This is a genomic window from Paenibacillus sp. Dod16, assembly GCF_049893405.1.
Classification (GTDB): Bacteria; Bacillota; Bacilli; order Paenibacillales; family Paenibacillaceae; genus Paenibacillus_AQ.
The window spans coordinates 44,206-61,959 of sequence record NZ_JBNDYG010000008.1 but is presented as its reverse complement, the minus strand read 5'-3'; the positions used below and the strand labels follow the sequence as shown (position 1 = coordinate 61,959).

Annotated in this window: 16 protein-coding genes; all 16 read left to right on the top strand. The window is 44.7% G+C overall.

The window, feature by feature from the left end:
• The first annotated feature begins 102 nt into the window (after positions 1-102).
• Positions 103-855, top strand: a complete 753-nt coding sequence (locus tag ACPV3A_RS09355; RefSeq protein WP_426199174.1) for a YveK family protein — start codon at positions 103-105, stop codon at positions 853-855.
• A complete protein-coding gene (locus ACPV3A_RS09350) occupies positions 836-1,468 on the top strand; it encodes a CpsD/CapB family tyrosine-protein kinase (RefSeq protein ID WP_339292127.1) in 633 nt (210 codons plus the stop codon). The genes ACPV3A_RS09355 and ACPV3A_RS09350 overlap by 20 nt, the downstream gene beginning before the upstream one ends.
• Before the next feature lie 308 nt (positions 1,469-1,776).
• Positions 1,777-2,667 carry a UTP--glucose-1-phosphate uridylyltransferase GalU gene (gene galU, locus ACPV3A_RS09345; RefSeq protein ID WP_339273360.1) on the top strand — a complete coding sequence of 297 codons (891 nt, stop codon included), beginning with the start codon at positions 1,777-1,779 and terminating at the stop codon, positions 2,665-2,667.
• 22 nt (positions 2,668-2,689) lie between these two features.
• Positions 2,690-3,388, top strand: coding sequence for a sugar transferase (locus ACPV3A_RS09340; RefSeq protein WP_127594056.1), 699 nt, complete (start codon positions 2,690-2,692; stop codon positions 3,386-3,388).
• Between the two features lie 49 nt (positions 3,389-3,437).
• Positions 3,438-4,862: an O-antigen ligase family protein gene (locus ACPV3A_RS09335; RefSeq protein ID WP_426199170.1), complete on the top strand. Its 1,425-nt coding sequence runs from the start codon at positions 3,438-3,440 to the stop codon at positions 4,860-4,862.
• Between the two features lies 1 nt (position 4,863).
• A complete protein-coding gene (locus ACPV3A_RS09330; RefSeq protein ID WP_426199168.1) occupies positions 4,864-5,646 on the top strand; it encodes an SGNH/GDSL hydrolase family protein in 783 nt (260 codons plus the stop codon).
• Positions 5,643-6,842: a glycosyltransferase family 4 protein gene (locus ACPV3A_RS09325; protein ID WP_426199166.1), complete on the top strand. Its 1,200-nt coding sequence runs from the start codon at positions 5,643-5,645 to the stop codon at positions 6,840-6,842. The genes ACPV3A_RS09330 and ACPV3A_RS09325 overlap by 4 nt, the downstream gene beginning before the upstream one ends.
• Positions 6,814-8,142, top strand: a complete 1,329-nt coding sequence (locus tag ACPV3A_RS09320; protein WP_426199164.1) for a lipopolysaccharide biosynthesis protein — start codon at positions 6,814-6,816, stop codon at positions 8,140-8,142. Before ACPV3A_RS09325 ends, ACPV3A_RS09320 begins: the two co-directional genes overlap by 29 nt.
• A 67-nt stretch (positions 8,143-8,209) precedes the next feature.
• Entirely contained in the window at positions 8,210-9,397 is a 1,188-nt protein-coding gene (locus tag ACPV3A_RS09315) for a glycosyltransferase family 4 protein (protein ID WP_426199162.1), read from the top strand.
• Positions 9,394-10,590, top strand: coding sequence for a glycosyltransferase family 4 protein (locus ACPV3A_RS09310; protein WP_426199160.1), 1,197 nt, complete (start codon positions 9,394-9,396; stop codon positions 10,588-10,590). The genes ACPV3A_RS09315 and ACPV3A_RS09310 overlap by 4 nt, the downstream gene beginning before the upstream one ends.
• Positions 10,590-11,729, top strand: coding sequence for a glycosyltransferase (locus tag ACPV3A_RS09305; protein WP_426199158.1), 1,140 nt, complete (start codon positions 10,590-10,592; stop codon positions 11,727-11,729). The genes ACPV3A_RS09310 and ACPV3A_RS09305 overlap by 1 nt, the downstream gene beginning before the upstream one ends.
• 3 nt (positions 11,730-11,732) lie before the next feature.
• Positions 11,733-13,109, top strand: coding sequence for a sugar phosphate nucleotidyltransferase (locus ACPV3A_RS09300; protein WP_426199157.1), 1,377 nt, complete (start codon positions 11,733-11,735; stop codon positions 13,107-13,109).
• 34 nt (positions 13,110-13,143) lie between these two features.
• Positions 13,144-14,481 carry a UDP-glucose dehydrogenase family protein gene (locus ACPV3A_RS09295; RefSeq protein ID WP_426199155.1) on the top strand — a complete coding sequence of 446 codons (1,338 nt, stop codon included), beginning with the start codon at positions 13,144-13,146 and terminating at the stop codon, positions 14,479-14,481.
• A gap of 73 nt (positions 14,482-14,554) precedes the next feature.
• Positions 14,555-15,541 carry a GDP-mannose 4,6-dehydratase gene (gene gmd / locus ACPV3A_RS09290; RefSeq protein ID WP_426199153.1) on the top strand — a complete coding sequence of 329 codons (987 nt, stop codon included), beginning with the start codon at positions 14,555-14,557 and terminating at the stop codon, positions 15,539-15,541.
• Positions 15,538-16,524: a GDP-mannose 4,6-dehydratase gene (locus ACPV3A_RS09285; RefSeq protein ID WP_426199151.1), complete on the top strand. Its 987-nt coding sequence runs from the start codon at positions 15,538-15,540 to the stop codon at positions 16,522-16,524. The genes gmd and ACPV3A_RS09285 overlap by 4 nt, the downstream gene beginning before the upstream one ends.
• Positions 16,525-16,573: 49 nt before the next feature.
• On the top strand, positions 16,574-17,746 hold the full coding sequence (locus tag ACPV3A_RS09280; protein WP_326111669.1) for a nucleotidyltransferase family protein: 1,173 nt from the start codon (positions 16,574-16,576) through the stop codon (positions 17,744-17,746).
• Positions 17,747-17,754 lie beyond the last annotated feature (8 nt).

Sequence of the window (17,754 nt, the reverse complement as noted above, 5' to 3'; positions counted from 1 at the left end):
GTATCGTAAATTATGGAATGTAAAATATACAGATTGTATCGAAGAGTTTGAAAATCAAGGTATGTTTTTCAATCCATAAAATAAGCGGAGGTTTGCAGCCGAATGGAACTCAAACAATATTTCCGAGTTGTTCAGAGAAAATGGTGGTTGATTGCGGTTATTGTCGTCATTGCGATGGTAGCAGCCGCTGTAAAGAGCTTCTACTTTACGACACCTATCTACGCAGCGAACGCTAAGTTAATTGTAAACCAATTCTCGGGCGACAGAGCGGCGACACTCAATGCAAGCACGATTCAAACTAGTATTTTTCTGATCAATTCGTACAAGGAAATTATTAGGTCCTCGGCCGTGATGAACAAAGTGGTTGAGCAATACCCCGAGCTGGGTGAAAGCCCCTCACAAATTGCTGCCAAAATATCTGTTACCTCGGCAAACAATTCACAAGTTATGAATCTGGTTTACGAAGATGTCTCTTACACCAAGGCCGCCAGTGTCGTAAATGCTGTTTCCACGGTATTTAAAGAGCAAATTCCAAACATTATGAATGTAGACAATATAACCATTCTGAGCGAAGCGGATCCAACCATATCTCCTGCGCCTATCAATATAAATCCGGTGATGAATATGTTGATTAGTTTTGTTATCTCACTCCTTCTGGCGATCGGCTTTATATTTCTGCTCGATTATTTGGACGATACCCTCAAGACCGAAGTGGAGATTGCAGAGATTATGGAAGTACCCGTGCTTGCTGTCGTAGGAAGGATCAGCAGAAAAGAACTGAAGAGGTCCACAAGATCGAAAGCTATTCCAAAACAAAAGGCAGGTGAGAGCCAGTATGCGTCGCTCCATCAATAACCATAATCTGATCGTTTCCGCCAATCCAAAATCGCCAATTTCAGAGATTTATCGACTGCTTCGAACCAAGATCCAATTCTTTTATAAAGAACAGGAATTGAAGACCGTTACGGTGACATCGTCACAGCCTGGAGAAGGCAAAAGTACTGCGATAGGCAATTTGGCGGTAGCTTATGCGCAGGAGGGCAAGAGTGTGCTTCTGATCGATGCAGACCTGCGAAAGCCCTCATTGCACCGAATGTTCTCGCTGTTAAACTCCCAAGGTTTAAGCACTCTGCTTGCGGGAGACATAAGTCTTGAGGAAGCGATTCAGGAGACGGCTGTTGAACGATTATCATTGCTGCCATCCGGTCCGGTCCCCGTAAATCCATCAGAATTGATCGATTCACCGTCTATGCGGGAACTGCTAGAGCTGTCGAAACTGCAATATGATGTCATTCTTGTCGATACGCCATCGGTGCTTTCCGTATCGGACTCCGTAATTGTCAGCGCATTATGCGATGGAGTCATTATGGTAGCTGCAACCGGAAAGGTAAAGAAGGATCATCTTAGAAAGGCGAAGGAGCAGTTGGACCATGTGAATGCCCGAATATTGGGGATTGTGCTGAATTAATCGAAGAGAACGCCCGCAAGGAATCGGCTTTCAGGCAGTAATGGTATTAGGCGAAAAAATGAGTAAGAAAAGGTAATGTCTGCTGCACCTCTATCACTGCAGACACTCGGTTACGCTGTGGGTCGTATCGACCTTAGACATGATTGTCGAGGGTGTAATGTGAGGACGGGTTCAATGCCCTTTTTTCATGAAAGGCTTAGCTATGTTCTTTTCTACAGAGAAGAGTATATAGCTGAGCGTTTCTGCTAAACGGACAATGAGCCTACCCGTTGTCTATATAAAAATAAGAGTTGGAGAGTGAATGGGTGATGAGGAGAGTAAAGAAAGCCATTATTCCTGCAGCGGGGCTTGGTACACGTTTTCTGCCTGCAACGAAAGCAATGCCAAAGGAAATGCTTCCGATCGTGGATAAACCCACCATCCAATACATTGTGGAGGAGGCCGTGGCATCGGGAATTGAGGATATTATCATAGTGACGGGTAAAGGCAAGCGTTCCATTGAAGACCATTTCGATCATGCGTTTGAATTGGAGCATAATTTGCTCAGCAAGGGGAAATATGAACTGCTTAATGAGGTTCGGCGCGCTTCGAATGTTGAAATCCATTACATACGCCAGAAAGAGGCTCGGGGTTTAGGGCATGCCGTTTGGTGTGCACGTAATTTTATAGGAAACGAGCCGTTTGCTGTCCTACTAGGGGATGATATTGTCCAATCCGATACACCATGTACTCGGCAATTGGCACAGCAGTTCGAACGCTTGCAGAAGTCCGTGATAGGTGTTCAAACCGTACCCGATGATCAAACGCATCGTTATGGTATCGTGGCTCCGCTGGGCAAAATGAACCGCTTGTATGAAGTGGATTATTTTGTAGAGAAGCCTCCTGCCGGTCAAGAACCGTCGAAACTAGCCATCATGGGCCGCTACATATTAACTCCTGAAATTTTTGATTTTTTGGAGCATCAAGAGGAGGGCGCTGGTGGAGAAATTCAGTTGACGGACGCGATCCAGAAGCTGAATGAAAGTCAGGGCGTATACGCCTATGATTTCGAAGGCACCCGATATGACGTAGGTGAAAAGCTTGGATTTATTATGACAACTCTTGATTTTGCACTTCAAAATGAGGAGCTCCGCAAACCCCTTCTACAAGGTATGGAGACGATTCTTGAAAGAGAGTATTCAAATTCAAATAAAAATTAATAGCTGAAGAGGTGTATCATCCATGTCTCCCAATCCGCAACGTAATGAAGTAGACGTTGTGTTCGAAGTAAATAAACGATATGCAAACGATTTGGCATTAGAGGCGGAACCTAGAGTTATGTATCTGGCAATAAAACGTGTAATGGATTGTGTATTGGCCTTCATCGGCCTTGTTCTGTTGTCGCCACTCTTTGTGATTGTATCCATTCTTATAAAACTGGAGGACCCGAAGGGGTCTGTTTTTTTCTACCAGACACGCATCGGTAAGGATGAGAAGCCATTCCGAATGTACAAATTTCGTTCCATGGTATCGAATGCAGAAGAACTGCTTGAGGAGCTATTGGACCAAAATGAAGTTAGCGGTGCTATGTTCAAAATGAAGAATGATCCTCGTATTACGAAGCTTGGGAAATGGATTCGAAAGACGAGCATTGATGAGCTGCCTCAGCTATGGAATGTTCTCTGCGGCGAGATGTCTCTGGTCGGTCCAAGACCGGCATTACCGAGAGAAGTTCAATTATACAGCAATTACGACAGGTTGCGATTGAGGGTAAGCCCTGGCTGCACCGGATTGTGGCAGGTGAGCGGTCGTAACAATTTAAGTTTTGATGAGATGTTGGAGCTGGATCTGGAGTATATCGAACGAAGAGGCTTGTGGATGGATCTGAAATTGATACTTCAAACCGTCAAGATCATGATCCTTCCGAATTCAGCCTATTAACTGAGGCGTGCTATTGGAATTTTTGAGGGAGATAGGGTGATTGGAGAATATGGAGAGGATCTCTGGATTAAGCTCTTGGAGAAGGAACGCCGCACGAACGATTCGTGGGTCGATACAGGTCGGGGGCATTATAGCGAGCGGTACTTTGATTGGATTGCTAAGTTCCGTTGACTCTCTGCATATTAAACTGCTGGAATTGGTATTCCTGGTCTTATGTATGCTGATCGGGCTTTATATCCAGTTTAAGAGCCCCCATGTTCTTATTCCATACTCACTTTTGATATGGACGATCAGCCCTGAGGTAAGACGCTTGCTTGACTGGTCGTTTCAGTCGTACAGCGATACATCGATTATCATGCTGACTCCGTATTCTGTTTCATTAATATTACTGATAACAACGCTAAAACACTTTAATCGGATTGATTCGAGAATAAGACTGATCATAAAGATCATTGGCGTGGCATTGATATATGGGTTTATCCTCGGTTTCATGAAATATGGGCTGTCTTCTGTATATGACTTGCTAAGCTTATTTGTTCCATTCTTAGTGCTGCTATACGTGAGTGCCAGTCAGTTCGATAAGGAAGTTTGGGACAAATGGCTGAGAAGCTTTGCTTATCTTGCGGTCCTTGTTGGAGTTTACGGCATTTACCAATACTTGGTTTTGCCTCCTTGGGATCATTTCTGGATGACAACCGCGGATATGAACTCAGTCGGAATACCGGAACCTCAGAAATTTCGGGTGTTCTCTCTGCTGAATTCACCGGGACCAGCAGGCATGTTTCTTGGGTTTGCACTAGCCATTATGATTGTGCAGAAAAAGTGGAGAGCGTTTGGCATCGTAGGCATCATGATCGTCGCGTTTGCGCTTCTGCTTACTCTGGTTCGGGTTGGATGGATTACGTGTGTAATAATGATTGTTGCCTATTTTGCCCGTTCCCGATTAAAGAGCAAAGTGCAGTTGGTAGCCTTAGGTGTCATTATGGTGCTGGCGTATACCTTCATTCTTCCGCTCTTGCCGGGGGCCAATCAGGTATCCTCGCGCATTAGCACGTTCGAGTCATTGGAGGAGGATCACTCTTTTAATGAGCGGTTGGACTTTGCTAAATATATTATCTCGGATGTGATATCCAATCCCATTGGAAGAGGACTGGGCAGTTCGGGACTGGGGGTCAAGCTAACCCAAAGTTCGAATACAGTGGCTGTATTTGATAACGGGTATTTAAATTTGTTTTATTCATTTGGGTTACCTCTGGGACTGGCCGTTATTTTTTCATTAGGATATCTGTTCGTGATTCTCTTCAAGATCAGCAAAACAGAGAAGGGTTATGCTCCGATTTCCTTTGCAGCTATCAGTGCGATTCTATTTCTGTTATTAGGAAGCAATGTATTGAGCGGATTAAGCGGATATATTCTGCTGCTGATTATCTCACTCGCATTTCCATATGCGTCTACAAATCGGAGGGAATTATAGCATGTTAATCGTTTTTTTAGGCGACTCCATTACGGAAGGATTAGGTGTCATTCGCTCCAATACCAATTATGCCAACTTGTTGCAGGCTCAGCTCAAGTCACTGCTTTCCCAGCCTGTTGAAATCATGAATTTCGGCTCCAGCGCCATGCAGGTAAACGAATCAAGGGCGAAGTATGAACAGCGCATTATGGAGCTGCAGCCGGATTTCATCGTGTTTGCCCACGGCATTACGGAATCCATTGTACGGGAACAGAAACAGTATTTGAATTGGCTGCCCAGACGGTGGCGAAGGCCCGGTTGGATGGACCCAAGACCTTATTATTCGACTCGAAAAGCGCGGAGACTTATGGAAAAGGTGGAATCGGCGATTCGATGGAGAGTAAAGGTGACCCTGATTAAAGTGTTCGGCGGCAGACCATGGATGAGTCTCGAGGAATTTAGACAGCATACGACCGAGCTTGTTCTGAACATTCTGAATAACAGCCCGAAGACCAAGGTGGTGCTGCTTACTCCCAGTGATATCGAGGAGAAGTATTTTCCGGGATCTGTAGAATCAATGAAGCGGTACAGAGGTATATTGCACGATATTTGCGAGAACGGCCAAGATTCAAACCGGGTATATCTGTGCGACACATCCCAAGTCTTAAATAAATGGAGTGATTACTTGGAAGATCGGTTTCATCCGAATGAACTGGGACACAGTAAAATTGCTAAAGCGTTGCTCAGCGCCATTCGTGAGGATTCCCTTGCTGCACAACCATGGATGAAAGAGGTACAACGATGAGAATCTGTTTTGTTACGCACAAGGTGAAGAAGGGAGACGGACAAGGCAGAGTCAATTATGAAGTCATCGTGGAGGCCTTAAAGCAAGGGCACGAAGTGATCGTGATATCCTCAGAGCTGTCGGAGGACCTCCGAAATCATTCCCAAGTGCAGTGGATTAGGATCAATGTTAGCAAAGTCCCGATAGCCTTGCTGCGAAATCAGTTATTTGCTATCGTTTCCGCATGCTCAATCTGGCTTCGTCGAGCCCGTATTCAGCTAGTTGTGGTCAATGGATTCATAACTTATGCCCGGTCTGATATCAATTGTGTGCACTTAGTTCATAGCGCGTGGGTGAAATCGAAGTATCATCCGTTTCGGGAAAAGAAAACGATAAGGACGTATTACCACTTCGTCTACAACGGGATCAATGCCGTTCTGGAGCGAATCGCACTGAAGAAAACCCGGCACATTATTTCCGTATCTGAGCAGGTGAAGCAGGAGCTTGTCCGGGATGCAAAATTAGGCGGTCGGCGCATTTCAGTCGTTCATAACGGCGTTGACACGAGTGAATTCTATCCACGGCCGATCAATAGAGCCGATTATAAGCTGGATGAGCATACAGTCTATGCCTTGTTTGCAGGAGATTTGAACTCAGGCATAAAAAACCTGGATACAGTGCTCCGTGCGTTATCCGAAGTGGAGCATGTTCACCTGCTGGTTCTAGGAAATGCAGAAAAGAGCCCATATCCGAAATTTGCCGAACAATTAGGAATTTCGGGCCGTGTTCATTTCCTTGGGTATCGGAAGAATATCGCAGATTTTATGGCGCTTGCCGACTTGTTTGTTTTTCCTTCAAGGTATGAGTCGTTCTCGCTTGTCATTTTAGAAGCGATGGCATCAGGCCTGCCTGTGATCATGAGCAACCGCTGCGGCGTGGTTGAGCTTCTGTCTGACGATGCAGCCATAATCTTGGACAATCCGGATGATGTCCAGACTCTGACCAATGCAATCAGAGAACTATCCTCCAATCCGGAACAATTAAGAAGGATGGCACGAAGAGCGAGGGAACATGCGCTTCATAACGACTGGGAGGCCATGGCGATCAAATACATGGAAATATTCAGAGAGACGATGAACGCTCAGTCAGGCATCCTGCCGATCGACAGGCTTGAAGGGAAAGAACGGTATGTTGAAAATACATATACTCAAAAATAAAAGAAGTTGGGGCAGTCTTGGCAATGTGATGCAAACATTTGCATCCAATGTGTTAATCCTCGGTGTCAACGTATTGACAGGTATTATTATCGCGAGGACTTTAGGCCCTGAGGGCCGTGGAGAACAGGCAGCCATGATTATGTGGCCGCAATTCTTGGCGTACTGTTTAACTTTAGGCATGCCGTCAGCACTGGTCTATTATATGAAAAAAAAAGATGGGAACCAGGGCTCGCTCTATATCACCGCGTTGATTATGTCGTTGATTCTTGGATGCGTGGCCATAGCGATCGGTGCTGCCCTCATTCCGTTCTGGATGAAGGGATACTCACCGGAAGTCATTGAATTTGCAGTGTGGGCACTGGCAGTTTCGCCGCTTGCCATACTAGGCACCATTAATATAGCAGCCTTACAGTCTAGGGAAGAATACCTCTTGTATAATTTCATGCGATATATTCCGGTCCTGGGTACACTGATTCTGCTCTGTGTTCTTGTTGCAACCGGGAATGTTACGTCATTTTATACATCGATTGTATATCTTTTTCCCGCTATCCCAATAACCATATGGATAACAATCAAGCTGGTCTTGCATTATAAAATGAAGCAGAGGAACAAGTTGGAATCCGCCAAAAAGCTGCTCAGTTACGGGGTCCGTTCCTATGGAACCGATGTGGCAGGGACCTTTTCCGGTTATATTGATCAGATTTTGGTGGTAGGTTTACTGTCACCGGCAAGTCTTGGCCTATATGTTGTGTCGCTGAGCCTGTCAAAAATTTTAAATACAATTCAAACTGCTATTACCTCCGTATTGTTTCCCAAGGCGTCCGGGCTTCAAAAGGCGGAAGCCATTCGGCTCACGTTCAAAGTTTATCGCGTTAGTACACTGGTGACCCTTCTTGTAGGCGTCTCGGTATTTCTTATTGCACCGTATCTGTTAATTCTCTTGTATGGACAGTCATTTACGGATGCTGTTCCGATATTCCGGATTCTAATCTTTCAAACGGGGACTGCGAGTCTTTCATGGATCCTTTCACAGGGATTTATGTCTACTGGCAAGCCGGGGGTAGTTACCATCATAAGAGTATCAACTCTTGGACTTAATGTTGTGCTGCTGAATATTCTTATCCCGATACTGGGAATTGAAGGTGCGGCAATCTCGCTGTTGATTACATCCGTTGTGGAATTTATTCTGATCTTCCTGCTCTATACACTGAAGCATCATATTAAACCGCGGGATTTTATCTTGACGAAGAAGGATATTGTATGGCTGCTTCAGCGTATTCGTATTCAATTGAGCAGCTAAGGAATCATACTGTGCCAATTGAACTTGCTTTACCCGTTAAATCTTATTGAAGAAAAGAGAGATTATGATGAATATACTTACAACTGGAATGGGTTGGATCGATATTCAGCATGGCGGATTAAACCGTTATTTTGCGGATTACATGAAAGCAATGAAGGAGTATGGCCATACTGAGCTTGGACTGGTCGTAGGTCCTCAGGGGGCTACAATAGAGACAGATCTTAATATTATCAATACAACGGAAGAAGCAACCAATCATGATCTCTTGTCTCGAATGAGATCCGTTCAGAAACGTTCCTTTCAGGCAGTGGGCAGCTTTCAGCCCGATGTGTACAATCCGCACTTTGCACTCTATTCTGCTATGGTTACAAGGAGGAAAATACCGCCGCATGTCCCGATTGTTACTCATTTTCAAGGACCTTGGGCGTTAGAATCAAAAATTGAGGAGAAGAAGCAGAACGGAGCCGTGACAGAGGTGAAGTGTTGGCTGAAGAAACAAGTAGAACAAATTAGCTATCGGCGTTCCGACAGCTTTATTGTTTTGAGTCAATATTTTAAACAGATGCTCGTGGAGAACTACGATGTGAACGAGCGGGACGTTCATATAATTCCAGCGGCCGTAGATCATGAACGCTTCCGCCCTCATCCTAATCGGGAGCAATTGAGAACAGAGCTGGGTATGTCAGCTACTCAACCTATGCTCTTCTGTATAAGAAGATTAGTCCGTAGGATGGGAATTGACAGGCTGATTCACGCCATGGTAGACGTGATCAAGATACATCCTGAATCTCGCCTGTTCATCGGTGGAGACGGACCCATGCGTGCGGAATACGAAGCGTTAATCGGTCAGCTTGGACTCTCTTCGCATGTTAAATTGCTTGGCAGAATTTCTAACGAAGAGCTTGTTCGATACTATCAAGCTGCGGATATCAGTGTTGTTCCGACACTTACCTTAGAGGGATTTGGGCTTATAACTGTTGAGTCTCTTGCGTGCGGGACGCCCGTGCTAGGAACTCCATATGGGGGGACGAAAGAGATTCTGCAGCAATTGTCGAATGACTTACTGTTCAAAGACGGGACATCTGAGGCCATGAGTGAAAAAATTATTGATGTTCTAAATAACAATTTATTTTTGCCAACCCGAGAAACATGCAGACAACATGTGCTGAATCGGTATACATGGAGCAGGGTGGCGGAGGCTGTAACCGGGTTATTTACGGAAGAGATTGAGAAAAGGAAGGTACTTAGAACATGAGGATTGCCTTCTATAATCATACGAGTACCGTGAGCGGGGGCGAAATTAGCTTGCTGTTGACCGCCAGGCATTTAACCAAAGCCCATCCGATATTGTTTGCACCAGAGGGGGAGCTTCTTCAGAGAGCCCGCAGCCAAGGGCTTGAAGCTGTTGTTATACCAAGCTTTCGTCCGAGGTTAACTAAAAATCCTCTCCTTCTTGTTATATATGTATTCGGTATGCTATGGGCAGGTTGGAGGCTTGCTCTTCTTATGAAGCGAAGCCAGGTAGATCTTATTCATGCCAATTCGATTCGTGCTGGTATGATGGCAGCATTATTCAGATGGTATCATAGGCTTCCTGTCGTATGGCATTTGCGAGATATGCCGCCTAAGGGACTCATTGGAAAGCTTATTCAAAAATTAGCCATTCATACGACGCAGGCACTTATCGGTATTTCTGAATCCGTTATTCATAGTATGGATCATCCCTCTTTACAAGAAAGGTGCCATCTTGTGCATAACGGAGTAGAACTGGTTCATTTTAATGCGGGGGAAAAAGACGAGATAAGAGCACGGTTAAGGTCGGAGTTCCAAACACCGCGGGATGCGAAAGTGCTAGCCATAATTGGTCAGATTGCCCCATGGAAGAGGCAGGAAGATGCGATTGAAGCATTTTCAAGGTTTGCGGTTGAAGAACCGGAAGCCGTTCTATGGATCGTTGGTGAGGCTAAATTCAGGCAGGAGAATGAACGCTATCTTGAACGTTTAAAGGCCAGAGCTAGAACGTTAAAGCTCGAAGATAAAGTTAGGTTTACTGGATTTAGAGATGATGTACTGGAGATCTGCTGTGCAGCAGATCTCCTTTTATTATGCTCAGAGAATGAACCGTTTGGGCGCGTAATTATTGAAGCTATGTCGCAAGGTATGCCGGTTGTTGGCAGTCTTGGAGGCGGTGTGCCTGAAATTATCCAGAGCGGTGAAAGTGGGCTGCTGTATGAGACGGGGAACATCGAAGAGCTTACACGCTGTATCCGGCAGGTACTAAAAGATAAACGAATGTGGTTGGCACTTAGCCATAACGGGCAAGAACGTGTACGAGATCACTTCTCGATTAAGCAGACATCACAAAAAATCGAACTGATCTATCAACAGCTGTTGTCTAAGCCAGGAATGAAGCAGGTGGAGCATCAGCATGCAAGGGAGCTGGTATAATGCGGGATCTGAAAATAGCCATTGTGCATGATTACCTCAATCAAATGGGGGGAGCCGAACGTGTGGTGGCTGTATTACACAAAATGTTTCCCGAGGCACCAATCTACACAACCATCGTTGATCGCAACAAACTACTCCCTGAGTTACAGGACGCCGTTATCCATACGACTTGGATGCAGCGAATCCCGGGGATATTGAATAAATTTAAGCTGTATTTCTGGCTGTACCCACTCTCAATAAGGTCTATAAACGTGAAGAGCTATGATCTTATTCTTAGTTCCAGTAGTGCTTATGCGAAGGGGGTTCGGAAGGGTAGGCAGAGTCTTCATGTCTGTTATTGCTATACACCAATGCGCTTTGTCTGGGATTTCGATACGTATATGGAAAGTATTCAGGTACCCCGTTTGGTTAAAAGAATTGCGAAATGGCTGATCTATCCTTTGAAGAGATGGGATAAGAATAACTCTGAACACGTGGATCGTTTGATCGCTATTTCCACAATCGTTAAGGAGCGAATTAGACAGTGTTATGGAGTAAATGCTCCAATCATATTTCCTCCGGTAGAAGTTAGCCGGTTTAGCGTCAAGGAAGGGGTGCCGGAGGATTATTTTCTTGTCGTCTCTCGATTGGTGTCTTACAAAAAAATAGACTTGGCGATTGAGGCGTGTACACAGAGTGGTAAGCGTCTGATCGTAATTGGAGATGGACCGGATCGGAAAAGGCTGGAGCAGCTTGCTGGAGATACGATCACTTTTCTTGGAAGAAAAAGTGACGAGGATGTTGTCCGCTACATGCAGAATTGCAAGGCATTGATATTTCCCGGTATTGAGGATTTTGGCATAACTCCTCTTGAAGCCAATGCGTGTGGCAGACCGATTATTGCCTTCTTTGGAGGCGGAGCGCTGGATACCATTATAACTGAACAGACAGGATTATATTTCGAGGAGCAGTCGATAAACTCCTTGGTGAATACGATTAACCGCTTCGATCAATATGATTGGGACCCACAGTATATAAGGCAGCATGCAGAACAATTCAGCGAACACGTATTTATCGAACGGATGCAGTCCATCATTGAATCTTCGCTGAAATCAAGAGAGATCAAATCTGCTATTCCAGAACCGGAGGGGAGTTATTAGCAAATGCATATTGTTCTATTGTCAGGAGGTAGCGGAAATCGATTGTGGCCGCTGTCTAATGAGACACGATCCAAACAGTTTCTTAAAATACTGAATAACGCAGCTGGCCAACGTGAGTCGATGGTACAGAGAGTATGGAATCAGCTTGGCAAGATGAACTTAACTCAGACCGCTGTTGTCGCAACCGGAAGATCGCAGGTTGAGCTGCTTCAAAATCAGCTTGGACACGAGGTAGAAATCGTTGTTGAACCTGAACGAAGAGATACTTTCCCGGCTATTGCCTTAACTGCTGGTTATTTATACTCGGTGAAGGGTGTAAGTCTGAATGACGTTGTCATTGTGCTTCCCGTTGATCCTTTTGTTGAGGATCACTTCTTTGAGAAAGTAAAGGAATTGGAAGCATTAATGCATGAAACGGAAGCGGATCTTGGATTAATGGGGGTTTCGCCAGATCATCCCTCCTCGAAATTTGGTTATATCATACCGCAGTCTGTATCGCAGTTAAGCAATGGGATGGAATTCTACAAGGTTAGCCATTTCGTTGAGAAGCCTGAAGAACAACACGCTCTTCAGCTGTTGGAGCAATCCGCCCTCTGGAATTGCGGCGTATTTGCTTTTCGGCTCGGTTATCTTATCAATCATCTTATAGAGCAGTCTCTTCCCATTCAATACGATGAATTACTTCTGCAGTATAAACGAATGCAAAAAACGAGCTTCGATTACGCTGTAGTGGAGAAATCAAACAATATTGTGGTTATGCCTTATAGCGGCTTGTGGAAAGACTTAGGAACATGGAATGTGTTGACAGAGGAAATTAAAAACCCATTAGTTGGACGGGGCACATTGAGCGAGGATTCTTCCAATACACATATTATTAATGAGCTGGACATACCAATAACCGTCATAGGTGCTCATAATTTGATCGTTGCTGCTAGTCCGGACGGGATTCTTGTATCTGAGAAGAATGCCAGTATGCGGCTTAAAGAGGTAGTTAAATTTGGAGATCAACGGCCCATGCATGAAGAGCGCCGCTGGGGACGATATCGTGTTCTGGACTATACTAAATATCCAAATGGGTGCGAAGTATTAACGAAGCGCATCTGTATTCATGAAGGGCAAAACTTAAGCTATCAATACCATATGCTGCGCAGAGAAGTGTGGACGGTAATATCCGGAGAAGGTGAAATGATACTAAATGATGATGTCCGTCATATTAAAGCTGGCGATGTCATTGTCATTCCGATCGAAGCGAAGCATAGCATAAGAGCGATAACAGAGCTTGAAATTATTGAGGTTCAGACGGGTAATGAGCTCATTGAAGACGATATTGTAAGACTGGCCATCAGGTGGGAGGAAATCATTCATATTGTTTCTGTGTAACATGGATTTTCACTACTCATGGGAGTGATAAGAGATGAAATTAACGGTAATTGGAACCGGGTATGTCGGACTGGTCTCGGGCGTATGCTTTGCTGAGCTTGGGAATGAAGTGATATGCGTCGATAAAATCGAACAGAAGATCAAGCAGCTTAATCGTGGAGAGGTACCCATATACGAACCAGAGATTCAGCAATTGATCGTGAATAACCAAGAAGCAGGTAGATTAAGCTTTACAACAGACCTAAATGAATCGGTCAAGAGCTCGGATATTGTGATTATCGCAGTGGGAACGCCATCCTTACCCAATGGTCATGCCAATCTGAGTTACATCGAACAGGCGGCCAAAGAAATTGGGCTGGCCATGAATAGTTACAAAATTATCGTAACGAAAAGCACGGTTCCAGTTGGCACCAACGAGAAGGTTCGGGAGATCATTTCTGAATATACGAATGAACCCTTTGATATCGCGTCGGTTCCTGAATTTTTACGTGAAGGAACAGCCGTTTATGATACGTTGAATCCGGATCGTATAATCATTGGCACCGACAGCGAGAGAGCGAAGAGACAACTGGTTGAGCTTCATAAAACGTTAACCTCGGATATCATCGTAACCGATATTCGAAGTGCCGAGATGATTAAATACGCCTCGAATGCTTTTCTGGCAACCAAAATATCTTTTATAAATGAAATTGCGAATATATGTGAAAAAGTTGGAGCTGATGTGACGAAGGTAGCCTCTGGTATGGGCTATGACAGTCGCATCGGCTCTTCATTTTTGAAAGCGGGCATTGGTTACGGTGGGTCTTGTTTCCCTAAAGATACACAAGCACTTATTCAAATAGCGGGACAGATGGATTATGATTTCAAGCTCCTGAAGTCCGTTGTTGAAGTTAATCGTGATCAACGATTTAATGTGGTCCGCAAGCTCGAGACTTTACTGGGTAATTTATCCGGGGCGACAATCGGCATTTGGGGGTTAGCGTTCAAGCCAGAGACGGATGATGTTCGTGACTCCCCCGCGTTCGAAATTATTGCTGCCTTGCAGGAGCGGGGGGCTAGAATTAGAGCTTATGATCCTATTGCATCCGACAATTTCAGAAATCACTCGGATTTCAAACAGATCGTTTACTGTCAGGAAGCGAAGGAGGCGGCTTGGCAGGCAGACGCACTATGCATTCTGACCGAATGGAAGGAATTTGAGCGTATCTCGTTAACCGACATTGCCGAATGGTTGAAATTACCTTATCTGATCGATGGAAGAAATATATACACGGAAGAGCAGTTGGCCAATACCCAACTTGTTTATTACTCGGTTGGCAGGCCCAATATGCGGGGCGGGATTAAGGAAAAGGCGCCATCCCTTGCTTTGTAGGTCAATGTTTGAATGAAAAAGCCATGTACTCACCATCAGCTTTATAAACTATGGATAAAGGGGAAGATTTATCGTGACTAAGAATACACTCGTTACTGGAATAACTGGACAGGACGGCTCCTATTTGGCGGAATTATTGCTGGAGAAGGGCTATAAGGTCTATGGACTGCGTAGAAGAACCAGTACACCAATCATGGAGAATATCGAACATATTAAGCATGAGATTGAATTTATCGATGGTGATTTACTGGATCAGGGTTCACTAATGAATGCGGTGCGCATTTCGAATCCGGATGAGGTTTACAATTTGGCAGCCCAATCTTTCGTAGGTACTTCATGGATCCAGCCTGTACTGACAGGACAATCAACAGCGATTGGTGTCGCCAATATGCTCGAGGCTGTACGATATGCAAAGCCAGATGCAAGATTCTATCAGGCATCGAGCAGTGAGATGTTTGGTAAAGTGGTGGAAACACCCCAGAAGGAGACAACACCATTCTATCCGCGCAGCCCTTATGGTGTTGCCAAAGTATATGGGCATTGGATAACAGTTAATTATCGAGAAAGCTATGATATGTATGCTTGTTCCGGTATCTTGTTCAACCATGAGTCTCCTCGCAGAGGCGTGGAATTCGTTACTAGAAAAGTAACAGACGCGGTTGCAAGAATTAAATTAGGACTCCAAACCGAATTACGACTGGGTAACCTGGATGCCAAACGTGATTGGGGATTTGCAGGAGACTATGTAAAGGCCATGTGGCTTATGCTGCAGCAAGACAAGGCAGAGGATTTTGTTATTTCAACAGGAGAAACCCATACCGTAGAGGAGCTTGTCTCCATTGCTTTTAGTCATGTGGATCTCAACTGGAGAGATTATGTTGTAATTGATGAGAAGTTTGTTCGTCCGGCTGAGGTGGATTTATTGCTAGGGGATTGTTCAAAAGCGAAAGAGAAGCTGGGATGGAAGTTGGAGGTTGAATTTGAGCAAATGGTTAAGATGATGGTCGATAACGATTTGCAGAAAATCTCCAGCAACAATAATGTATTGGTACATCAATGAAAGCCTTAATTACTGGAGTTAGTGGTTTTGTGGGCAGGTACCTAGCGCAAAACCTGGTTAATCATGGATATGAAGTATGGGGCACGTCACGTGAGGTGCCTTCTTCCATGCTAGGTGATGTGAGGATCCTTGAGATGAATTTCTCTGATAAAGAAGCGATAACGAAAGTTATGGATCAAGTAAAACCGGATGTCATCTTTCATCTATCCGGTCAGAGCTCAGTCCAGTATTCATGGAGTCATATTAATGAAACCTTTCAATCGAACGTGATGGATGCTATTGGACTATTTGAGGCTGTAAAGGACTCCTCCATAAGAAGCAGAGTAAGGATTATATCGATAGGCTCATCGGAAGAGTACGGATTGGTTAAAGATTTACCAATTGTGGAGGACGCAGATACGAATCCTGGCAACCCTTATGGGTTGTCCAAACTTACTTTGAGTAAGTTGATACACTCATATTGCAGCATTCATGAGATGAATATTATTCACGCCCGAGCCTTTAATCATATAGGACCAGGCCAAGCCCTTGGTTTCGTGACAAGTGACTTTGCCAACCAGTTGATTAAGATAGAGCTGGGTAAAGCTGAGCCGGTGATCTCTGTAGGAGATTTGAGCAGTAAACGAGATTTTACAGATGTAAGAGATATCGTCGAGGCGTACCGGTTGCTTGCTGAAAAAGGTAAAGCGGCAGAAGTCTATAACGTATGCTCCGGTAAATGTGTCTCCATTCAAGACATCCTTACGTTACTCGTATCTTTTTCTTCAAAACCCATTGAAGTTGTCGTAAACAAAGACAAATTAAGACCGAATAATGTACCTGAGTATTATGGCTCGAACCATAAGTTGATGGAGACGACCGGGTGGACCCCTTCCATCTCATTAGAAAATAGTTTGAGAGATATTTTCATGTACTGGAAGAAACAGCACTTATATATAACTTCTGATGAAGTACAACTGACATTAGACAGTCGGCAGATCTGATTGGAGGACTATACGGCGTACAAATTTATAAAGATAGGGGGTGAATACCTTGAATATTCAAGATACCGTAAAGCTGGACCTGAGCGATATCTCAAAGGAACTGTCTTTTTTACTCTATCTTCTCCGGAATAACGCTCATGAAGAACTCCTCTTGAAGCAATATGTATCGGATATCGATTGGAAAATGTTTATGAAACTCGCGCTGCACCACCGGGTTTATCCCCTTGTATATCTGCGGCTTAAAGGGGTGGATGCCTCACTCATTCCGTCTCAGGTTATGGCGTCCCTCCAGCAGCATTATCATAACAACGTGATGAAAATGCTGCATTTAAGCAGGGAAATGAGTCAGCTTTGCGAGGCGCTCAAGGATAATGGGGTGCGTACGCTTTTGCTTAAAGGCCCAATACTAGCCACGCAGCTCTACGGGGATCTGGCACACAGGACTTCGAAGGATTTGGATATCTTGGTGGATGCGGATGACGTGGAGAGAGTTGAACGGGTGTTGGGGCAGCTTGGGTACGAGTTACAGGATGAACGTATATTGGAAAATTGGAAGAAAACAAGCCATCACTTCTCCTACGAGCATAAGAAACATTCGACGCAGATCGAAGTTCACTGGCGTCTAAATCCTCATTATAATAAGTCATTTTCATTTGATTTGCTGTGGGAGCGCAGGAATGATGTAATGCTGTCCCATCAGATTTATCATTATTTAGGAAATGAGGATTTGCTTAACTATCTGGCCGACCATGGCGCCAGGCATGGTTGGTTCCGGCTGCGTTGGCTGATGGATATTGCAAGACTGCTTCCCATGATAAACAGCAGCGATATGAAGGCCCACTTTGAGCGATATGGGGGACAGCAATATGTAGGGCAGGCCTTCATTCTTTTATCACGATTGTTCTCGGTCGACATTCCGCACGATTTGACTGTATTGACGATGAACTCCAAAGCCCATCGCCTTGCACAAAGCGCTCTCTACTATATTAAAAGGATCGTCAAATTGAACCCGGTGCCGGAGAAAAGCGTGGCATGGCGTTATAACCGTTACCTTTTCTCGTTAATGACGAGAAAACAGAAGGTTTTATATATTTTGAATAAGTTTCTGCCTAATTCGCGGGACGCTTCGGTGCTGCCACTACCAAAGTCACTGCATTTTCTGTATTATCCGCTTCGGCCATTTCTCTGGTTCTGGCGGCGTATGAAACAACCGTCGATTTAAGGGTGCAT